Annotated in this window: 11 protein-coding genes, 1 pseudogene and 1 CRISPR repeat array; of the genes and pseudogenes, 1 reads left to right on the forward strand and 11 read right to left on the reverse strand. The window is 38.9% G+C overall.

The window, feature by feature from the left end:
- Positions 1–3: 3 nt before the first annotated feature.
- Positions 4–2853: direct repeats of the CRISPR family, unit length 28 nt; unit sequence TTTCTAAGCTGCCTACATGGCAGTGAAC.
- Between the two features lie 131 nt (positions 2854–2984).
- The 6 genes from cas6f to cas1f all read right to left on the reverse strand — a co-directional run bounded on the left by cas6f (position 2985) and on the right by cas1f (position 11726).
- Positions 2985–3599 carry a type I-F CRISPR-associated endoribonuclease Cas6/Csy4 gene (gene cas6f, locus AC1M9I_RS03145; RefSeq protein ID WP_481610657.1) on the reverse strand — a complete coding sequence of 205 codons (615 nt, stop codon included), beginning with the start codon at positions 3597–3599 and terminating at the stop codon, positions 2985–2987.
- Positions 3599–4639, reverse strand: coding sequence for a type I-F CRISPR-associated protein Csy3 (csy3, locus tag AC1M9I_RS03150; protein ID WP_481610658.1), 1041 nt, complete (start codon positions 4637–4639; stop codon positions 3599–3601). The genes cas6f and csy3 overlap by 1 nt, the downstream gene beginning before the upstream one ends.
- Positions 4640–4641: 2 nt before the next feature.
- The gene (gene csy2, locus AC1M9I_RS03155; protein ID WP_481610659.1) at positions 4642–5742 is read right to left on the reverse strand and encodes a type I-F CRISPR-associated protein Csy2; all 1101 of its coding nucleotides are present in this window, start codon (positions 5740–5742) and stop codon (positions 4642–4644) included.
- Positions 5742–7067 (reverse strand): type I-F CRISPR-associated protein Csy1, encoded by a 1326-nt coding sequence (gene csy1, locus AC1M9I_RS03160; RefSeq protein ID WP_481610660.1) that lies wholly within the window; start codon positions 7065–7067, stop codon positions 5742–5744. The genes csy2 and csy1 overlap by 1 nt, the downstream gene beginning before the upstream one ends.
- Before the next feature lie 208 nt (positions 7068–7275).
- Positions 7276–10761, reverse strand: coding sequence for a type I-F CRISPR-associated helicase Cas3f (cas3f, locus tag AC1M9I_RS03165; protein WP_481610661.1), 3486 nt, complete (start codon positions 10759–10761; stop codon positions 7276–7278).
- Complete coding sequence (cas1f, locus tag AC1M9I_RS03170; protein ID WP_481610662.1) at positions 10758–11726, reverse strand: type I-F CRISPR-associated endonuclease Cas1f; 969 nt, start codon at positions 11724–11726, stop codon at positions 10758–10760. The genes cas3f and cas1f overlap by 4 nt, the downstream gene beginning before the upstream one ends.
- 771 nt (positions 11727–12497) lie before the next feature.
- Between cas1f and AC1M9I_RS03175 the strand changes: the two genes are divergently transcribed.
- Complete coding sequence (locus tag AC1M9I_RS03175; RefSeq protein WP_481610663.1) at positions 12498–13229, forward strand: Fic family protein; 732 nt, start codon at positions 12498–12500, stop codon at positions 13227–13229.
- A gap of 181 nt (positions 13230–13410) precedes the next feature.
- Here the strand turns inward: AC1M9I_RS03175 and AC1M9I_RS03180 are convergent, their stop codons facing one another.
- From AC1M9I_RS03180 to AC1M9I_RS03200, 5 genes and pseudogenes are all read right to left on the reverse strand, one after another.
- The gene (locus AC1M9I_RS03180; protein ID WP_481610664.1) at positions 13411–13662 is read right to left on the reverse strand and encodes a hypothetical protein; all 252 of its coding nucleotides are present in this window, start codon (positions 13660–13662) and stop codon (positions 13411–13413) included.
- 11 nt (positions 13663–13673) lie between these two features.
- Positions 13674–13984: pseudogene (locus AC1M9I_RS03185) on the reverse strand (DEAD/DEAH box helicase family protein); the annotation flags it as partial.
- Between the two features lie 101 nt (positions 13985–14085).
- The gene (locus tag AC1M9I_RS03190; RefSeq protein ID WP_481610665.1) at positions 14086–15285 is read right to left on the reverse strand and encodes a hypothetical protein; all 1200 of its coding nucleotides are present in this window, start codon (positions 15283–15285) and stop codon (positions 14086–14088) included.
- A 77-nt stretch (positions 15286–15362) separates the two neighbouring features.
- Positions 15363–16769, reverse strand: a complete 1407-nt coding sequence (locus AC1M9I_RS03195) for an aspartate ammonia-lyase (RefSeq protein ID WP_481610666.1) — start codon at positions 16767–16769, stop codon at positions 15363–15365.
- A 95-nt stretch (positions 16770–16864) separates the two neighbouring features.
- Positions 16865–18505: a thiamine pyrophosphate-binding protein gene (locus AC1M9I_RS03200; protein WP_481610667.1), complete on the reverse strand. Its 1641-nt coding sequence runs from the start codon at positions 18503–18505 to the stop codon at positions 16865–16867.
- Positions 18506–18542: the final 37 nt, after the last annotated feature.

Raw genomic sequence — 18542 nt, forward strand, 5'->3', positions numbered from 1 at the left:
GATTTTCTAAGCTGCCTACATGGCAGTGAACAAGATTCCTACGCACGTATTTGGGATGACAAATTTCTAAGCTGCCTACATGGCAGTGAACTTCTTTTAGATTTAATTTTTCATTTTTTTTATTTTCTAAGCTGCCTACATGGCAGTGAACTCACTGTGAAGCGCCTCATTAAAGATGCATTATTTCTAAGCTGCCTACATGGCAGTGAACTAGCACCTTACACAGCCATTGCTGACATTGATTTTCTAAGCTGCCTACATGGCAGTGAACCATGCGTCTACATGGATGCTATCGCTATGCTTTTTCTAAGCTGCCTACATGGCAGTGAACCAGGTTGGTTCTAGAAACTGATAGCGACCTGCTTTCTAAGCTGCCTACATGGCAGTGAAGTTATCCCGCTAAAAGAAAATTGCGAATTAGTTTTTCTAAGCTGCCTACATGGCAGTGAACATCTACATCAAGGACCAATCCCTATCTTTGGATTTCTAAGCTGCCTACATGGCAGTGAACCTCAGTCATCACCGTTCCGCCGTTGGCTACAATTTCTAAGCTGCCTACATGGCAGTGAACTTAAAATGCATTCACATCCAGTAAAAAAATTATTTCTAAGCTGCCTACATGGCAGTGAACGTGCTTTTTTGGGGGGTGCTTGGATTTAGTAATTTCTAAGCTGCCTACATGGCAGTGAACAATGTAATAAGAGTACATAACACAGGGGAAATTTTCTAAGCTGCCTACATGGCAGTGAACAATTGAATGAGCTGTGCAACCTTGAAGAAGGATTTCTAAGCTGCCTACATGGCAGTGAACGGGGTGTCGCAGGGCAAGGTGTCTCAACCACTTTTCTAAGCTGCCTACATGGCAGTGAACGTAACATAGCCGTTAAACATATCGGAACTCACTTTCTAAGCTGCCTACATGGCAGTGAACTGCAAAGACAACAAACAAACCTTGCTCACTTTTTTCTAAGCTGCCTACATGGCAGTGAACTGTATTTTGTGATTCATCCCACCAATCAGCAATTTCTAAGCTGCCTACATGGCAGTGAACATCTTCCCTTCGCTCCAGTGCATTCATTTTTATTTCTAAGCTGCCTACATGGCAGTGAACATGCGGATGGTTTAATCGGACCACAAACAATATTTCTAAGCTGCCTACATGGCAGTGAACAAGGATGTGCAAAGTGCGCACAAGAAGAAAACTTTCTAAGCTGCCTACATGGCAGTGAACTAAACGCCATGATTAGAGCGTCCGCACGGTTATTTCTAAGCTGCCTACATGGCAGTGAACAGATGAAGCGAAAAGACCATACAGAATCAACATTTTCTAAGCTGCCTACATGGCAGTGAACTTGTTGTTTGACACAACCTGTTCTGCAAGCATTTTCTAAGCTGCCTACATGGCAGTGAACAAGTTAATAGCAGACCAAATGCGAACCAATGCTTTCTAAGCTGCCTACATGGCAGTGAACCAATGCTAACAATTATTGCTAGTAAAGGTGTATTTCTAAGCTGCCTACATGGCAGTGAACTGTTAAGTCAACATGCTATTCATCGTCAAAACTTTCTAAGCTGCCTACATGGCAGTGAACGTGTGTCGCCGTGTGATGTAATTCCCCGAAGTTTTCTAAGCTGCCTACATGGCAGTGAACGCAAAGAATATTGCAAAGGATCAGATTGCGAATTTCTAAGCTGCCTACATGGCAGTGAACAAAAAAATACCCTGTGGTTAACAGGGCTAGGATTTCTAAGCTGCCTACATGGCAGTGAACTGGTGAGTATTTAAAATCCTTTAACTTCCTATTTTCTAAGCTGCCTACATGGCAGTGAACTCTGTGCTGTAGAATGGGCAATTTTGCCAGCTTTTCTAAGCTGCCTACATGGCAGTGAACGCAAGACCCTGAAGATGCAACATGGGATTCGGTTTCTAAGCTGCCTACATGGCAGTGAACATTTCCTGTCCAATGGCTTGCTTCATGAAATATTTCTAAGCTGCCTACATGGCAGTGAACTTCATAGAAGTCGGTTTTTAAATCTTCACATATTTCTAAGCTGCCTACATGGCAGTGAACTAGGATTGTATGAAACAACAACAGCACCACCTTTTCTAAGCTGCCTACATGGCAGTGAACGCACAAGTGAGGGAACTACTTTCAATCCTGACTTTCTAAGCTGCCTACATGGCAGTGAACTTGTAATAACACCTTGTGAGCCAAAATTAACATTTCTAAGCTGCCTACATGGCAGTGAACTATCTTTTATAACTGAGTTCGCATTTGTCACTTTTCTAAGCTGCCTACATGGCAGTGAACTGATTGATAAGCTTAAGCGTAAAGACTGGAAGTTTCTAAGCTGCCTACATGGCAGTGAACTCATTTCCCAATTTTTTACCGCTTGTGGAATATTTCTAAGCTGCCTACATGGCAGTGAACAACTGAATCACCATCACCGAAAAAATTTGTTATTTCTAAGCTGCCTACATGGCAGTGAACATCCAGGCTACTGGGGTGAAAAAGTTCAGGCTTTTCTAAGCTGCCTACATGGCAGTGAACAGCAAGATTCATAGATCAAACGAGATCGAACATTTCTAAGCTGCCTACATGGCAGTGAACCTTCACATGAGCTTACTGTGAATTTAGATCAGTTTCTAAGCTGCCTACATGGCAGTGAACTTGCTTGGCGTTGAATATGCTGCTTTGCGTGCGTTTCTAAGCTGCCTACATGGCAGTGAACAGGCTTTTTGATGGTCTGGAGCGCGTGGGAAATTTCTAAGCTGCCTACATGGCAGTGAACATGACGTACTAAAATATAGAGAAGAAGTATTATTTCTAAGCTGCCTACATGGCAGTGAACAGTAATTTTAAAGCAAAAAATAAAGCTATAACAGTGATTTAACCCTTAAATCCTCTACAAGACCCAAGTTTTAAACCACTATCATAACCTATTGATTTTATTAAGCTGTTAAAGAGTTAAAAAATATTGGGTTAAAATTCGGGTACAGATGACACCGAACTTAATCCATAAGTGCTAAAAACCTGTGTTTCAGATTTTTCAGCAGATTGTTTTTCAATAAAGATTTTAAAAGCGTGCTTTTGACTTAATTCTAGATCTTCAGAAGAACTATCACTCAACATATTGATATAGGGTAAATCAGTCGTTCTTACAAACTTACCGTAGTGTGCCAAGGCATTTTCATAACTAAAACGCCCTTTTCGTTCCTCATGTCGTGCTAAGCGGGCAGCACTACTTTTCACTTGTTTACGCTTGTAAACAGCATAATCAGTGATTTTTTCTAAAGGCACCGCTTTAACAGAACTAATATGTACATAATCCAAATAACGGCTAAGCCATTTTGGCACATCCAATTGAATTAATTCCTGTTCACTTAAGCCAAAGATACGTAGCTTTTCGCCAATAAATCCCTTTTTCTTTTTAGGATCAAAACGATAATCAGGAAATGAAAAACCTATTTTCACCTTACTGTTTTCGTCTTTTAAACCAGCCAATGCAAGATGTAGCTGTTTATAAATTTTAGACCATAAAAAGTTAATTGAGATTTCATCATCTGGCAGAAACTTTAATTCCAGATAATACTTCATTATTTATCACTCTCGCCAAATACACCACCACGAACCAAAACCGCCATCACATAATGTTGCTGTTCAAGTTCAGGTGCTTTATTGTCGTTGACCCAAGCATCAAACAAGCTATAAAAATCTTGTTTTTCTTTTGGTTGGCGATATGCCTTACCTTCCGAGGTTACTGAACCGTATGGCTCAACTGCAATCGGTTTATCTGCATTTGGATACCATGTATCAATCGTACGTAGTGCATTACCAATTTTTTGAGAATGCATCCCAGCCTCATTGTTGCCAAAAGTATATAAAGTTTTACTCTTAGCACCTTTGGAATTGCTCGTATCTAAAATGAGTTCCTGTGATGGATAGACTTCTTGTCCTTCACCTAAACGAGAGAAACCAGTCACTTTAAGTAATACATGTTCCTGCCCATTTAAACCTGCTTCAACCCAAGCTGAAAGCTTTTGAATTTCAGTGTGTTGATCTTGATGTACTGTTGCTTCATTTAAACGATTTTGTAATGCATCAAAACTTAATTTTTCTACACTTTTACCATCGATCAAACGCTCAACTGTGACCGTAACACTTTCAGCACCAATACGGTTACGCCATAAAAAACGACCATTCGCGAGATTCACAGCATAACGATTTGCGAGTTCACTAAACTTATTCGCTGCTTCATAACCTGATACCACAGCTTCAAGGCGTTCAGCAAATGCAGCATCATTACATGCAGATGGACGACCTACATTTGGCAATACACGTAAGCTAAAAGTCACTGCAACAGTATCTTTACCTTGTGGTAAAGCAGCAACATCTACCGTTTGTAAATTTGCTTTATTAACGGCTGCATCAATATAAGCAGGATCAATTTCTTTAGTGTTTTTTGGGCGGTTTGAAATCGTACCACGTACCGATTTTGTTTGAATTAAAATTGGTGTGTTCCCTGTTCCTTGTGCAATATCCGCCCAATTTACAGCAAACATACGGCCATCTGATGCATCAAGATGACGGTTAAATGAAAGTACTGATGCAGTTTTTAATTTGTCATTCTTAGCCATGATTAAAATTCCTCTTCTTCTGTTTCAAATTCAAATGAATGATGTGTTTCTTCGTCTGTTAATGACGTGTCGAGTTCTGATTTATGTGCAAATGGTTGAACCAACTCATAAACCCCTTTTTTAGGCTCGATGTTGTAGTTCCATAAAATATCCACAATATTTTCAATACGATGTGGACTTTGCCATTCACCTAAACTTATTAAGGTTTCTACAAAGGTGGCAGGATAGTCATCATGACGTAATCCTTTAATCACACCTTGCGGTTGTACATCTGTTAAAGCGGCATAACCAATCGGTATCGGCACGAGCCAGCCTTTTAAATGTTCAGGGCGTGGTCGTAACGTCCAAACACCGTGGATTAATTCTTGATCGATTGATGATTCTTGAGCAGTGCTTACAAAATTGAAGCGTTGAATATCCAATAACGTATCGAGTGAATCAGGACTATTCTTCTGAGTTTCTAAATATGTTGGATACTGAGCCAACCAATTTTGATGGGCAATCAAAAGCTCATGACGATGCTGTAAAGCAAAACCTGGTAATACACTCCGACGCAGATTTTTGGTTTTATCTACCGCATCATGTTCTGACCAGTTGATCAATTTAGCCTTAACACGTTTATGTGGGAAAACAGAACCACCTGCTAAACGCATGTTATATACCAAGTGATTTAATTGATCTAATAAGCTTTGCGTCTGAATCGATAAATCTTCATCATTCGCAGATAAATGTTCGTCTAACCCATCTCCTGCTAAACCAATGAGTAGACTCACTTCAAAGTGTCCTTTCCCCTCCTCAATCATCGCAGGTGTAGACCCATCAGCTTTCAGTGGGTGACGAGCCAAATTGAGTTGATAAGGTGAGTAACGAAATTGATTTGTCTTGGTAATTTGAGGAGTAAATTGATGCGATATAATCCCGACCCCACAACATTCAACAGTTGCATATTCAGCAATTTGATTGAGCTGACGCTGTAAATGATGCATAAATCCAGTAAATGCACTTGGTGCGGGGAAGCCCCAAGTTAAATGACTGCTGATAATCGATGCATTTTCAACATTTAGACGTACAACATACAACGCTTTAGGATAAGTCTGACGCATTAGGCGAACTCCTCTTTCAGCAGTTGTAATTTGTCACGTAAAATTAAAGACCATGCACGAGCTTCATGATCGTCTAGATCCACAATCTTGCCTTTTTTAGTGAAGATCTCATTCAGCCATTTGCCAAAGTTATAACCCACTTCAGTATGCCAATCTCGTTCACGATAAGCCTGTAACCACTCGGCTTCTTCTTCCGTCAATTCTTCGGCATCCTCTTTATCAAAGAGCTCTTCTCGGTAGCCATAATCGAGCCAAAAGCTTTCTGCACGACTAAAATCAGAATCCAGTGTCCAACCTGATGGTGCACTTTGTTGAATTTCAAAACTCATATCAATGATGCAATCCGCCAATTTAGAGACTAAATTATCCCGCTGGGAACGGAATTCATCGTTATTACGACGATTTTCTTTACGATACAAAGCCACGATTTTATGTAACAAAGGCTTAATGTCTGTACGATTACTTAAATAGCCTGTAAAAACCGAACCCCGTTTTGGTAGTTCAATCTGCTGACCTTTCCAAGTCGGCGGAATAGACGGTAATAGCCACATGGAGCCACGTCGGTCACTATTAAGCTGTGAAATATTTTGCGGTTTAGAGCCACCAAAATTTTGTACCAAGAGATTCGGATACTCACGGCTTTCATGGGCATGGTGTATTTTTTTAAAACGTGCTTCACGTAATGCTTTACTCTCATCACTAAAACGATCATGAGAAAGCTGTTGATACGCTCGGTGAACTAATGAACTCGGATATAAAATGACTAAGGTGTGATATTCATCATCTTGCACAGGAAACAGCACTTGTTTAGAGAAGCATCCTGCATTGAGCTCTGTTGGCAACTGACTGAACGCTAAAAAGCGTTCATAACGTAACTGTGCAGTTTCAGATTTCACAGACAATGCTGAGATGAATTCCTGATTTGCATTTAACAACCGCTCAAGTAACGATGCACCATGAAAAGATAAACGTAGCATCTTAAATACATCAAGTACGGCAGCATTACCAATCACATCAGCATCTAGTTTTATGCCTTGGGAACCAACATAGTGATGTGATTTGTCCATATTGCTATAAAACATAGCTGATGCTTTTGAATCAGGATGGTGCTGTTTGGGTGTATGTGTCGCCAAACGTAATTGGCTAACACGTAGACTTGCATCTTCCAACCATGTTTCTACCTCATATTTTTCTAGCAGCTTGTCACGCTCTGCCGTGTCATCCGCTTTGAGTTTTTCCAGCTTTTCATTCAAACGTCCTTGAATATATTGCTCGATTAACTCACGAATGCTCGCGGGCTCGACTTGTTCTACTTCTTCATTCATCACTTCAATTCTACCTATCTTTAATTATCTTTATGATAAAAATTTAAACTTTTAATATTCGTATTTCAAGCCTTTTTTTCGTACACTTGAACAATCAAAATTGAACATTACAATTACTTCACTGCAATGTATGCAGCTTAGAAATATCTTTAATTTTCTTGATTATTCACTGCCATGTAGGCAGCTTAGAAATCGAGATTTATCAGGGCTATTCCCTGATAAATCCTAACCAATCATGGTATTTCCACTTTTGCAGGTCTTTTAATTCGGGTAAGTTCAAACTTAAATAGCGCCCACAATTTTCACTCCAAATTCTGTCATTTGGATTGACCTCTAAATATTTGTGCAATGCCTGTTGAGGATTCTGATTAGGCCAACAATGAATCTGCGGATTTTCATTTAGCTCAACTCGTCGAATTAAACTTTCTTCATACAGCCAATTTCCCGTTTTATCGTTATAGGCATAAAGACCTAACGCTTCCTCGTCTTCCTCAGCCCTAAATGCCATGAACTTTTCTGCTTGTGATTGTCTAAATTGGCTTAAGCGTTGCAAAATCCCCGTATAATGAATCGGTGTATTCCAAAAAGCATAGGTTGGAAATTTAATCGGTAAACTTCCACTGACTCGCATATCAGGGCTAATGCCTTGCCCCAATAAAATTGAGTGCATGCGATCATGCTCTAAATCAACCAAATTTGGATAACCAAATTTTTCATAGTATTTGTTTAAATAGTTTGCCCCCGGTTGCTGCAAACGTGGTATCGCGTCTAATTGATCTAGATGAGCTTTTCGAATTAATCCATCATCAATATCTTTAGTAATACCATTTAAAAAATGTCTATTCGCCTTAAACTCAAAACCTGTCGCTTCAAAGCCTGGGCGTGAAAAACAACTACGATCAGGGTGTTTAAAATGTCGAATATTGGTTTCCATTAAAAAGACATTTGGCTTGTCATAAGCTTCTATGCGATGACGTCGCACCCGTCCAGAAGCCTGAATAATCGAACGCATAGACGATGGTTCTAGGATCATCCAATCATAATCATGATCTCGCCCGACTTCACAGACAGGCGAAGCTAAAACCAAAATAATATGCTGTTGTTCTGGATATCGATTTAGCCATCCTTGCACCATTGGATGATCGTGTGGCTGTTTAGCTTGATTTCGATCTAAAATTTCGTCTAAATACTTTTCTATATTTGCACGCATCAACAATGGAAAACGTGAATGATAGACACAAATATGAATGCGTATATTTGGATCAATTTGCTGTTTTAATAATTGCTGAGCGATTTCCACTAAAGGGTCAATATTAGCAAAACGTATCAAGCCTACACTGTATTGTTTACCTGTATTAGGATCTGTAATTGCATTTTCACCATGTGCAAACATTGTGGTTTGCAGAATTTTTTCCGCAAACACTTTTTCCCACTTCTCCTGCGCTGATATTTTTCGGGGTAAACCCACCCATTCAACCGTGCGTCGCTTAGTGTAGTGCGCTTGCTGATTTAAGAACTCAACACGTTGTTTCGTAAATTTGAGATGAGCTTTTTTAAAGATAACGTTCGCTTGACTGTCACTAATATGCTGATCACAAGGAATAACCTCATGACAAATACTACTCGGATTTTCATCAAACCACGCTGCAATAATGGGTTGGTCTGCTTGTGTACGATTGGCATTATAAAATTTTCGCCCTGAACTATACGCCAAATACAAACCATTAATTTCGGCAGGTGTAAGCGTTGCCGATGACAACAATACACGACTACCTAACAAACCCGCCCAATGCACTAAACGAGTCAATGCATAATAGTCTTCAGGGGAAAAATCATCAGGTTCATCAAGGACTAAATCTGAAGACATTAAACGTAACATCGGTGCAATTTGTTTGCCACCACGGGTACTTTCGGTTGCAGGAATCAAATGATCTATCGTGCAACATAAAATTGGACTCATCAGCATTTTTCTAATTTGATGATTTCCCCTTAACCATTTGGCAAACATATGCTGCTGATCAAGAATACCTTCAAAATCTAGTTCATGATCATCATAATCTATATAAGTTTCGTCATCGATGAATCCACTTAATGATTCTGACCCTATATTTTCCGCAATATACTGATTTTTTTTGGGATCAAGATTCTCTATATTTTCTTCTAAAATTTCTTTTGAGTCTTTCTGACTATAATGCTCAAAGATTTCTTTAACAGCTCCACCACCGACCATGATGGCTAAATCAGTTTCATCTAAATCAAGTTTGTGACGTAATGCTTTCCCCGTTTGCAAGGTCAATGTTCTTAAACCTAATGCAATATTAAAACGTGCTCCTTTTTCAGGATCAGCAAGCCCATACATAATGCGCGTATTACCCAATGTTTTACCACGACCTGTCGAAGCTAAATTCACGCCAAAAAAACCGTGATTGGGATAATCTTTCTGTATTTTTCGAGCTAACTGATAAGACTTATCTTGCCATTGGTAATATGAATTATTGGTCTTCCCTTCCAAACTTTTTTGCTGAGGTAAACGATCAAATAAGGCATCTAGTCGAGTCAATGCACCCATGAGTTGTCTTACTGATTGACTTACTCCCACCAAATGATCATCGAGCGGTTGTTTTAATACACCAAATTTATCTGTATTAGCAAAACGCTCATATGTTGGATCATGCCATTTAGGATTAGGATCACAACTTGAATAATAATGATCTGACAGCATTAGAGTCAGCCGAGAAAGATGACTCACATACGGATCATTAAGCCCATTTGAATGAGGAAGATTCAGCAATTGCTTTAAATTACGTGCACATGAATTGACTTCTCTACACCATGTTTCACTGTTAAAAGGAATATGCTGTTTTTGAATATTCCAGCATGTTTTAATCTCTTTCTGTTGATTACTATCGCCATCGACATATTGTTTTGGATAGCACCAACTAAATTTTAAGTCATTCAAAACGGTTTTAAACTTATTCGTTTCATAACTTTTGTCTTGAGTATTCGGTATCGGTAAACGATGATGTGACACAATCAGCCACGCTGTTAGTTTTGCAATGGTTGGTAAATTTTGAAAAGGTGAGCCTGAGCCTTGGTCTATTCCATCTTTAATAACATGATCTATCCAAGAAAAATTTGGATCTTTCCCAGAGAGTGAAACAAGGGCATCAATCCAATCTTTATCTTCACTACCGCAACTTCGCACAAAAGCTTCAAATAATCTCAAAGAAATCCATTCATGTCTAAATGGGTCAGCTACTGGTTTTTTACTCTTCGAAGCATTTTTTAATTTCTCAGCAAAAAATGGATTAATTTTTCCAAAATCATGAAAAAGTGCAGCGATACGAGTGACTTGGCTGACAAAACTTGCCGAGTGCCAATTTCTATCACAATAATCTATTTTTAGCTGTTTTAATGTTCGATTTACTGGCACAACCCCAATGTTATTAAACTTATTCCGATTACCCACAATCCATAGCAACTCACTTCTACGCCGTCCCCGAATCCAATGACAACTCACCGCAGTACTTTTGGTCACCGTTTTACGCAATAACTTTTTAACAGCAATGAGTCCATCTTCGGTAATCACCGTTTGCCATGTGTTATCCCCAATCCGATCAGCAAAAGCATCCAAGACACGCCGTGTGCGAGGGATTGCTTTCTTCTCGCATTGACTAATAAAGGTCACAATCATAATGAATCCCCATCCACATCATGATTTTTGCAAGCTTGTGCTTTGACTTGATCAAACATAAAATCCAGTGCCTTATGCTCGGTAAACTTTTGCAAAACTTGTTGTCTGAATTCTTGTTCGGTCATTTTTTCTTTGGCACAGATAAAGGCATAAGGCAACACAATGGCATCTTTAATTAAATCCGCCACATCAAAGACCAATGCCCCGCGACGGGTTTTACCATGCATCACTGCAAAACCATGCGGAATCCCAAGCACCCAAAGCGTAGTTGCAGCCAATCCGTAAGCCAAATAATTGCCGTGATTTAAAAAATCATTGGCTAAATCACCCTGCTCAGGGTTACGACTAAAATCTTTAAGCCCTGTTCGAGTCGCGGCAATTTTATAAAGCAATTTCGTTGTGGCAGCTTCCGCTAGCAATAAATCACCAACCTTACTTTGCAACGGCACTTTTGCACGATAGCCATTGAGCGCTTGTTGAATATCTAAATCATCAACATGAAAACCATATTCTTTTAAATCTCGGTCTTTAGCCCAAATTGTGCGAATGTATTCAATTCGTGCGACTTGAAATTGCTTTGCCACGTCTAAACGTTTGGCTTCATCAAACCAAAATTGCATCCAACCTTGCATATATTCGGTTGGGCGATATTCACTTTGTGGCGTCATCCACTCAATTTCACAGCCCATAAATAAAGGGGTTCCACCACCGCCTGTAAAGCCAACGAGTACCCCAGCACTGGCCAACATGCGCATCGCGGCTTGCGTAATGGATGTCCCCGTTCCAAGCATAAGCACTGTGGTATTGGCAATCGGGATATTCCAATATTGGTTTTCATTTTTGGCTTCAGTCAAATATAAAACACGACCGTCTTTTTGCATGACACGACAATGTTCAAGATAGTACAGATTTGCACGCTTAGAATGTAAAATTGCCTTTAAATCTGAAGGGTTTAGTTGTTCCATTTTTTCTTGTTCTTTCGTTGTTTTGATTAACTTTAATTTACAAAAAATCAAATGGACTGAATACGTTAATTTCAAACTTAACGACAACTGATGTCGTCTTTATTAACCCTTATAAATTGAATGCTTTAAGTGTTACCAGCTCATAGAACAAAGATTTTTTTAATTTAGGTTTTCCCTAAGCTATTTATATTCTTAGATTAGCTCTTGCTCAGTCAGATCAGTGCTTAAAGCTACTTAATGTTATTAACCTAATTTAACCATTAACTCTATCTACATCACTTGATGCTAGTTTTCATACAATTAGACTAGAATTTCTACTCTTTAAAATGAAATATCTCTTTTCAATAAGTAAAATTTGCACAATTAGAGTATATGAGATGCAATATCAGCAACATACGACATTCATTTTTTTACTATATTTTTAAAATAATATTGGTGCGCTCAGCGCGCACAAGAATAAATATCTATATTATTGACTTTTATAAATAAAAAATTAAAACAAAATAGCTTTTACCGTAAAAAATACCGTATAAATACTATCCACTTTTTCAAATTGATAATTTGAAATTTAGTGACGTAATGTTTGACCTATATCAGATTTAGTATATTGAATCAGTTTGAGAAGTTATTCAAATCCTCAATTAGCATTTCAAATGGTATATCGGTTCTAACATCGTTACAACCCAATCAAAGCATTAGGTGATAACATCATCTTTTTTGTATTTGTTTTTTTCATGTATCATTCAATAGTACAATTTCAGGGACAACGTTATGTTTGAAAATATTGATGCTTTAAAAACAAAATTAGATCAGCATCGTCCTCTTTCCCCTGCAATTGTAAAAAATCTACAAGAAGATCTTATTGTTCGTTGGACATATCACTCAAATGCAATTGAAGGCAATACACTTACATTGCTAGAGACCAAAGTCGTTTTAGAAGGCATAACTGTTGGTGGAAAAGCGTTACGAGAACATTTCGAGGCAATCAACCATAGAAATGCTATCTACTACGTTGAAGATATTATTCGAAAAGAAGAACCGTTTTCTGAATGGCAAATTCGCAATATTCACCAACTTATTCTAAAAAATATTGATGATGACAATGCAGGGCGCTATCGCCAACAAAACGTATTGATTTCGGGTGCTACAATTACTCCACCCGACTATACACTCTTGAATGATAAGATGGCTCAGCTCGTGGATTGGTATAATTCCGAAGCGCACAAGCTTCACCCTATTGAACGAGCTGCTAAAGTGCATGCAGATTTTGTAGGCATTCATCCATTCATTGATGGTAATGGGCGTACCTCACGCCTCTTGATGAACCTTGAGCTACTTAAAGCTGGATATCCGCCTTGCGTTATTACGGTCGAAAATCGCTTAGCCTACTATGAAGCTTTGGATCAGTGGATGGCTTATGGAAAAACTGAGCCTTTCATTCAGTTGGTTGCTGAAGCTGTACTAGAGGGGTTTAAACCATATCGGGTTGTATTAGGTATTTAGTAAGCTTGTACGGTAGCTTGTACGGTAGCTTGTACAAAAATATCAAAATTTGGTTTAAACAAGTCCTCATCTAAGTTTAATCCAAAAACTTTTTTAGATGCTTATTGAGCTGTTGATCTCAAAATTTAAGCAAGGACTCTGCCTTGCTTAAATAAAAATTACTATAATGAAAATACTAAATCTATACATCAACAAATTGCCACTTAACAACCTGTTCGAACTCATCTTTATCTTGATAGTCTGTACGATCAGTTAGTGTTTTTGTCGTATTAAAATCAACTTTACCAGAAAGATATACCATTAGGATTTCAAAACCATCAACATCACCCCCCTGAACTTCTACTGTGACATCTTCATCATCGTAGTCATCTTTTTTAATATTTGTGACATCTGCTTTTACGGCAAAAGAAACTTCATTGTCGTCAAGATCCATTTTTAATAACCTGACTGTTTTCCTCTTGCCAGTGCTCCAATCGCACCCCAAACTGGGATTTGTGATGCTTCGTCAAAAATCACTACATCAAAATTTGCTTGAGTATCGAGATATTGAGCAACTGATAAAGGACTCATGAGCAAGCATGGCTTCAGTCCAACAGTACATCTGGAATCTGCCTCATTAATTCTCGTACTGGTAAATGTCGACGCTTTTTGCCTAACTCCTTATTCAGTAAAGTCCATTGTGCCTTATATTTATCTTGTTCACTAAAAATCTTATTCGAACGGCGAATGATTTGCTGACTCGCTCCTAACTGGTGCGCTCAGCGCACACCATAGAACCAATATAAATATTGATTTATAATTCTAAAAATAATATCACAACAACTTTTAGCGTAATCAATACCCTAAAATACTAATCTTAGAATGTGAATCCTAAATTCAAGTTAACACGATATAACCATTGATCTGAATACTTGGCCCCCATTCCGGATGCTAGACCCGTGCCATTTTGAGCTCCTCCCAAAACGTTAGCATTTTTAGCCCAAGTATAGTCTGCCCAAACCATAAATGGTCGTGCAATAAACATCGCTCCTGTCGTATTCATTTGAGATGCATTCCAGTCTTTTTCCGACTTATGGAAATAACTATAATCGTTATAGAACCGCACAGCCTTTAACATCCCCATATCTTGTACAGGCAACGTATAGGCTACGTTCAAACTTGCGATAGTCCCTTCTGAAGCAATAAAGTACGATGGCGTTAGACCATTTGCTCCCATTAAAGTCATACGATTATCTACACCTTCTGGATTCTTAGCATCATATTCATAATGAATAATCGAAGACTGTAAGTTCCAACGTTCATAATCACTATTGGTATGCAGACCTAGCGCGTAGTAACTACCATCATCTTTCGTACTGGTATTGTAAAGTTCTGAAACTGCACCAGATACGCCTACTTCGTGCTTACCAAAATTTTCGGTACCGAACTTACGGACAATACGCGTATTAATTTGATTATGCTTTTCATTGTGATAACCGGATTGGAATGGAAGATGATTTTCATCAAAATCTTCATATGTACCGGACTCTGGAGAATAACGTAAATCTGCATCTAGCATGCGTGGGTAATAACCTAGCTTCACATCCCAATTGGCATTGTTAAAATTCCAATTTAAACCTGGTGCAATGTTATTGCCATATCCTAAAAAGAAAGGTAAATGATACGTCCAACCATTTTGAGGATATGGATATATTGCAAATGGCTTATAAACCAAACCTGCTTCAATACTCTGCTGATTATCGATATTATATCCTATGTAGGCTTTTTCAATTGAAGTCATCTCCTGATCTTGGATGATCGGGCTCGCATTCAAATAAAAATCGCCATACTGACCTTTTAAATCTAAACGGAAAATATCAAAGTCTAATTTTCCGAAACCACGATTCTGACTCTCATCCCATTGTTCATAACGATGGTTAAACCTTAAAACCCCACCTATTTTAAATGAGTTCGCTCCATCTTCGCTTTTCCATTCTAATGGATTATCTTTTGCAAATGCCGTACCGCTCGTTGCTAATAAGGTCATCATCGTTACGCGTACTAAATATTTATTCATCTGTGTTCCCTCACCTTGAGTTTTATATATAAAACATTGTTTATCTTTTAATTTGGTTAAAAAAAATTGCTTAATCCTTAGCTTACCTGCACTTCAGAGATTATGCTTTCATAAGAAAATACAGTATTGAGTTGTTCTACTGTCATTAAGCCTTCAACCAATACGGCATCCTGTATCGTCCGATTTTCTGTAATACATCGCTTACCAATTTCATCGCACTTCTCATGGCCCAGAAAAGGCTCAAGCAAAGTGATAATACCCACACTATTTAGCATTCTTTGTTTAGCATATTCAGTATTGACTTGAAGCCCCTCGAAACACTTCTTATTTAAGCTCTGAACGCCAGTGGTCAAAATATCAATAGATTCATTCAGAGCCACAGCTATAACAGGCTCCATTGCATTCAATTGAAGTTGACCAGCTTCAGCGGCCAATGTAACGGTTAAATCATTTCCCATGACTTTAAAGGCTATTTGGTTTACAACTTCAGGGATAACAGGATTAACTTTTGCGGGCATAATTGAGGACCCCGCTTGTAATTCAGGTAATTTAATTTCACTTAAACCAGTGCGTGGGCCTGAACTCAATAGCCTCAAATCATTAGAAATTTTGGATAATTTAACGGCCAACCTCTTTAACGTGCTTGAAACTAAGATAAATACACCGCAGTCACTTGTTGCCTCAATGTAATCATCAGCACCCTTTAATGCTAAACCTGTGAGATGCTGTAATTTCATGGTCACTACTTTTGCATAGCCATGTGGCGTATTCACCCCTGTACCGATCGCTGTCGCCCCCAAATTAATCTCTAATAAACGTTGGCGTAATTCATTGATTAATTGATAATCTTCATTTAACAGCGTCGCAAAAGCTTTGAGCTCTTGACCTACAGTCATCGGAACAGCATCCTGTAATTGAGTTCGCCCCATTTTCAAATCATATTTAAAAGTTTCTGCCTTTTCTTGGATGGCTAAGCTCAAATCCTTCAAAGCGTTGAGCAAATCATCTAATTTAGAATAAACACTAATTCTTAGAGCAGTTGGATAAACATCATTGGTGGATTGAGACTTATTAATATGATCATTCGGATGTAAGAATTGATAATTTCCTTTTGGATGTCCTAAGAATTCTAATCCTATATTGGCCAAAACTTCATTACAGTTCATATTCATGGACGTACCAGCACCCCCCTGGTAAATATCGATAGGAAATGAAGACTCCCATTTACTCGGCTCGAGTATGAGTTGATCTGTCGCATACTCAATTGCAGACAACTTCTGTTGATCGATCAGATTAAAATGGAAATTCGTCTGTGCTGATGCCTTTTTAATAAAACCAAAGGCACGAATGAGATGTGTCCACTGTCCTACTTTTTGTGCTGATATTTGAAAATTTTCAGATGCCCTCTGTGTATGAATCCCATAATAAGCATGCGCGGGTACTTCCTTTTCTCCCAACAAATCGCGTTCTATACGTACATCCATTGTGCTGTCCTTTTTATTCTCTTTACAATCTGATTGCGTACCTATGCAGCCTTTTAAATACGGCATAGGTACACTTTTACTCTATGAATGATAGATTAATAAAGTTTTTTCTGCGGCGGGCCTGCAAATTTAAGTGGACCAATTGAATTCATATCTAACTCAATGACTGCTGGACCATTCAAATCAATTGCCTCTTTAATGGCTGTTTTGAACTCCTCAGCACTGCCTACTTTCCAACTTTTCACGCCCATAGACTCGCCTAAGGCCTGATAATCTGGCGTGTGCAACTCATTGAAATATTGGCGACCACCAAAGTAGTTATTTTGAATGCCACGCATTACGCCATAGCCCCCATCGTTCATGACCATCAGAACCATGTCGGTATTTTCTTGTGCCATGGTGGCAATCTCACCAATACCGAGCATTAAGCCACCATCACCGACTAATCCCACTACCTTTTTAGTTGGGTTTGCAATAGAGGCACCAATGGCATGCGCAAGACCTAAGCCAATTGCACCTGCTAGTGAGTGAATATTTTTATTTGGTGTCTGTACTGGAAATAAACGACTACCCCACGTACTACCTGACATCGTAATGTCACGAACAAAAATACCATCTTCAGGCAGTGCTGCACGCAAGTGATCACAAATAAGAGCATATTGATCCATTTGCGTACGTAAATCATCTATTGCGTTTTCACGAGCAGCTTTAATTTCTGCATCATAAGCTGCATCTACTTTTGATACGCTTGATAATGCCTTGACAACACGTGCAAGTGTGTCTTTTGCATCTGCACAAACAAATTGACCAATTTTGTAGTTACGTTGTTGTGCAACTGGGTTTGCATCAACCTGAATAATATTCTCAGGAAACACCACCGAATAAGTTTTGGTTTCATTACTACGTAAGCGTGAACCTACAACAACCAGTAAATCTGCATCTTGTAGTAATTTTTCAACAGCTGCTGAGTTATGGAATGCACCTAATGTACGTGGATGATTATCTGCCAAAACACCACGGGCATGCGTAGATGACACAACAGGAATACCTAAATCTGCAATGGATTTGACTTCTTCAACTGCCTTTAAGGTACCACCACCAATCCACAAGAGAGGACGTTTTGCTGTTTTAATCGCATCAGCAATCAGGTTAATTTCTGAATCATCTGCGACGGGTAATTGTAATGCTTTTACAGGACCTAAGTTTGCAGGTAAATCAATTTCTGCTGCTTGAACATCAATTGGAATTTCAACACTTACAGGGCCCATTGGAACTGTAGTTGCCACACGAATAGCTTCACGAATGACACCCACTGCATTGTCTGGGCTGGTAATACGAAATGCGGCTTTGCTTGACGCTTTTAAGAACGTGAGCTGCTCTTTGGTTTCATGAATAAAGCTTGCATCACGGTCTAAATATTCACGTTCTACTTGACCTGTTAAATGCAAAACAGGACTTCCTGCATTCATGGCTTCAATCAGTGAACCGACAGCATTACCAGCGCCTGCACCTGTACTGGTAAGTGCAACACCTAAACCTGTAAAACGTGAATGTGAATCTGCCATGGTCACACAGCCTGCTTCGCCACGTGCTGCAACAAAACGAATCTTTTCACGGCGACCGACTGCATCTGCAATTGGTAAGTTATGAATCGAAATTACGCCATAAATGCTATCAACTTGGTGCGCTTCTAAAACACGTGCAATTGCTTCGCCTACATTTACTCTTTCAGTCATTTTCATATTCCTTAATTCTAAAATCTTAATTCTTTTA

The organism is Acinetobacter sp. ANC_7553 (genome assembly GCF_056779895.1).

Excerpts from the sequence above, each read along its gene's own strand:
- AC1M9I_RS03195 (WP_481610666.1), bottom strand. The coding sequence starts at position 16,769 with ATGGATGTACGTATAGAACGCGATTTGTTGGGAGAAAAGGAAGTACCC.
- AC1M9I_RS03180 (WP_481610664.1), bottom strand. The coding sequence starts at position 13,662 with ATGGATCTTGACGACAATGAAGTTTCTTTTGCCGTAAAAGCAGATGTC.
- AC1M9I_RS03190 (WP_481610665.1), bottom strand. The coding sequence starts at position 15,285 with ATGAATAAATATTTAGTACGCGTAACGATGATGACCTTATTAGCAACG.
- cas1f (WP_481610662.1), bottom strand. The coding sequence starts at position 11,726 with ATGGAACAACTAAACCCTTCAGATTTAAAGGCAATTTTACATTCTAAG.
- AC1M9I_RS03200 (WP_481610667.1), bottom strand. The coding sequence starts at position 18,505 with ATGACTGAAAGAGTAAATGTAGGCGAAGCAATTGCACGTGTTTTAGAA.
- cas3f (WP_481610661.1), bottom strand. The coding sequence starts at position 10,761 with ATGATTGTGACCTTTATTAGTCAATGCGAGAAGAAAGCAATCCCTCGC.
- cas6f (WP_481610657.1), bottom strand. The coding sequence starts at position 3,599 with ATGAAGTATTATCTGGAATTAAAGTTTCTGCCAGATGATGAAATCTCA.
- AC1M9I_RS03175 (WP_481610663.1), top strand. The coding sequence starts at position 12,498 with ATGTTTGAAAATATTGATGCTTTAAAAACAAAATTAGATCAGCATCGT.
- csy3 (WP_481610658.1), bottom strand. The coding sequence starts at position 4,639 with ATGGCTAAGAATGACAAATTAAAAACTGCATCAGTACTTTCATTTAAC.
- csy1 (WP_481610660.1), bottom strand. The coding sequence starts at position 7,067 with ATGAATGAAGAAGTAGAACAAGTCGAGCCCGCGAGCATTCGTGAGTTA.
- csy2 (WP_481610659.1), bottom strand. The coding sequence starts at position 5,742 with ATGCGTCAGACTTATCCTAAAGCGTTGTATGTTGTACGTCTAAATGTT.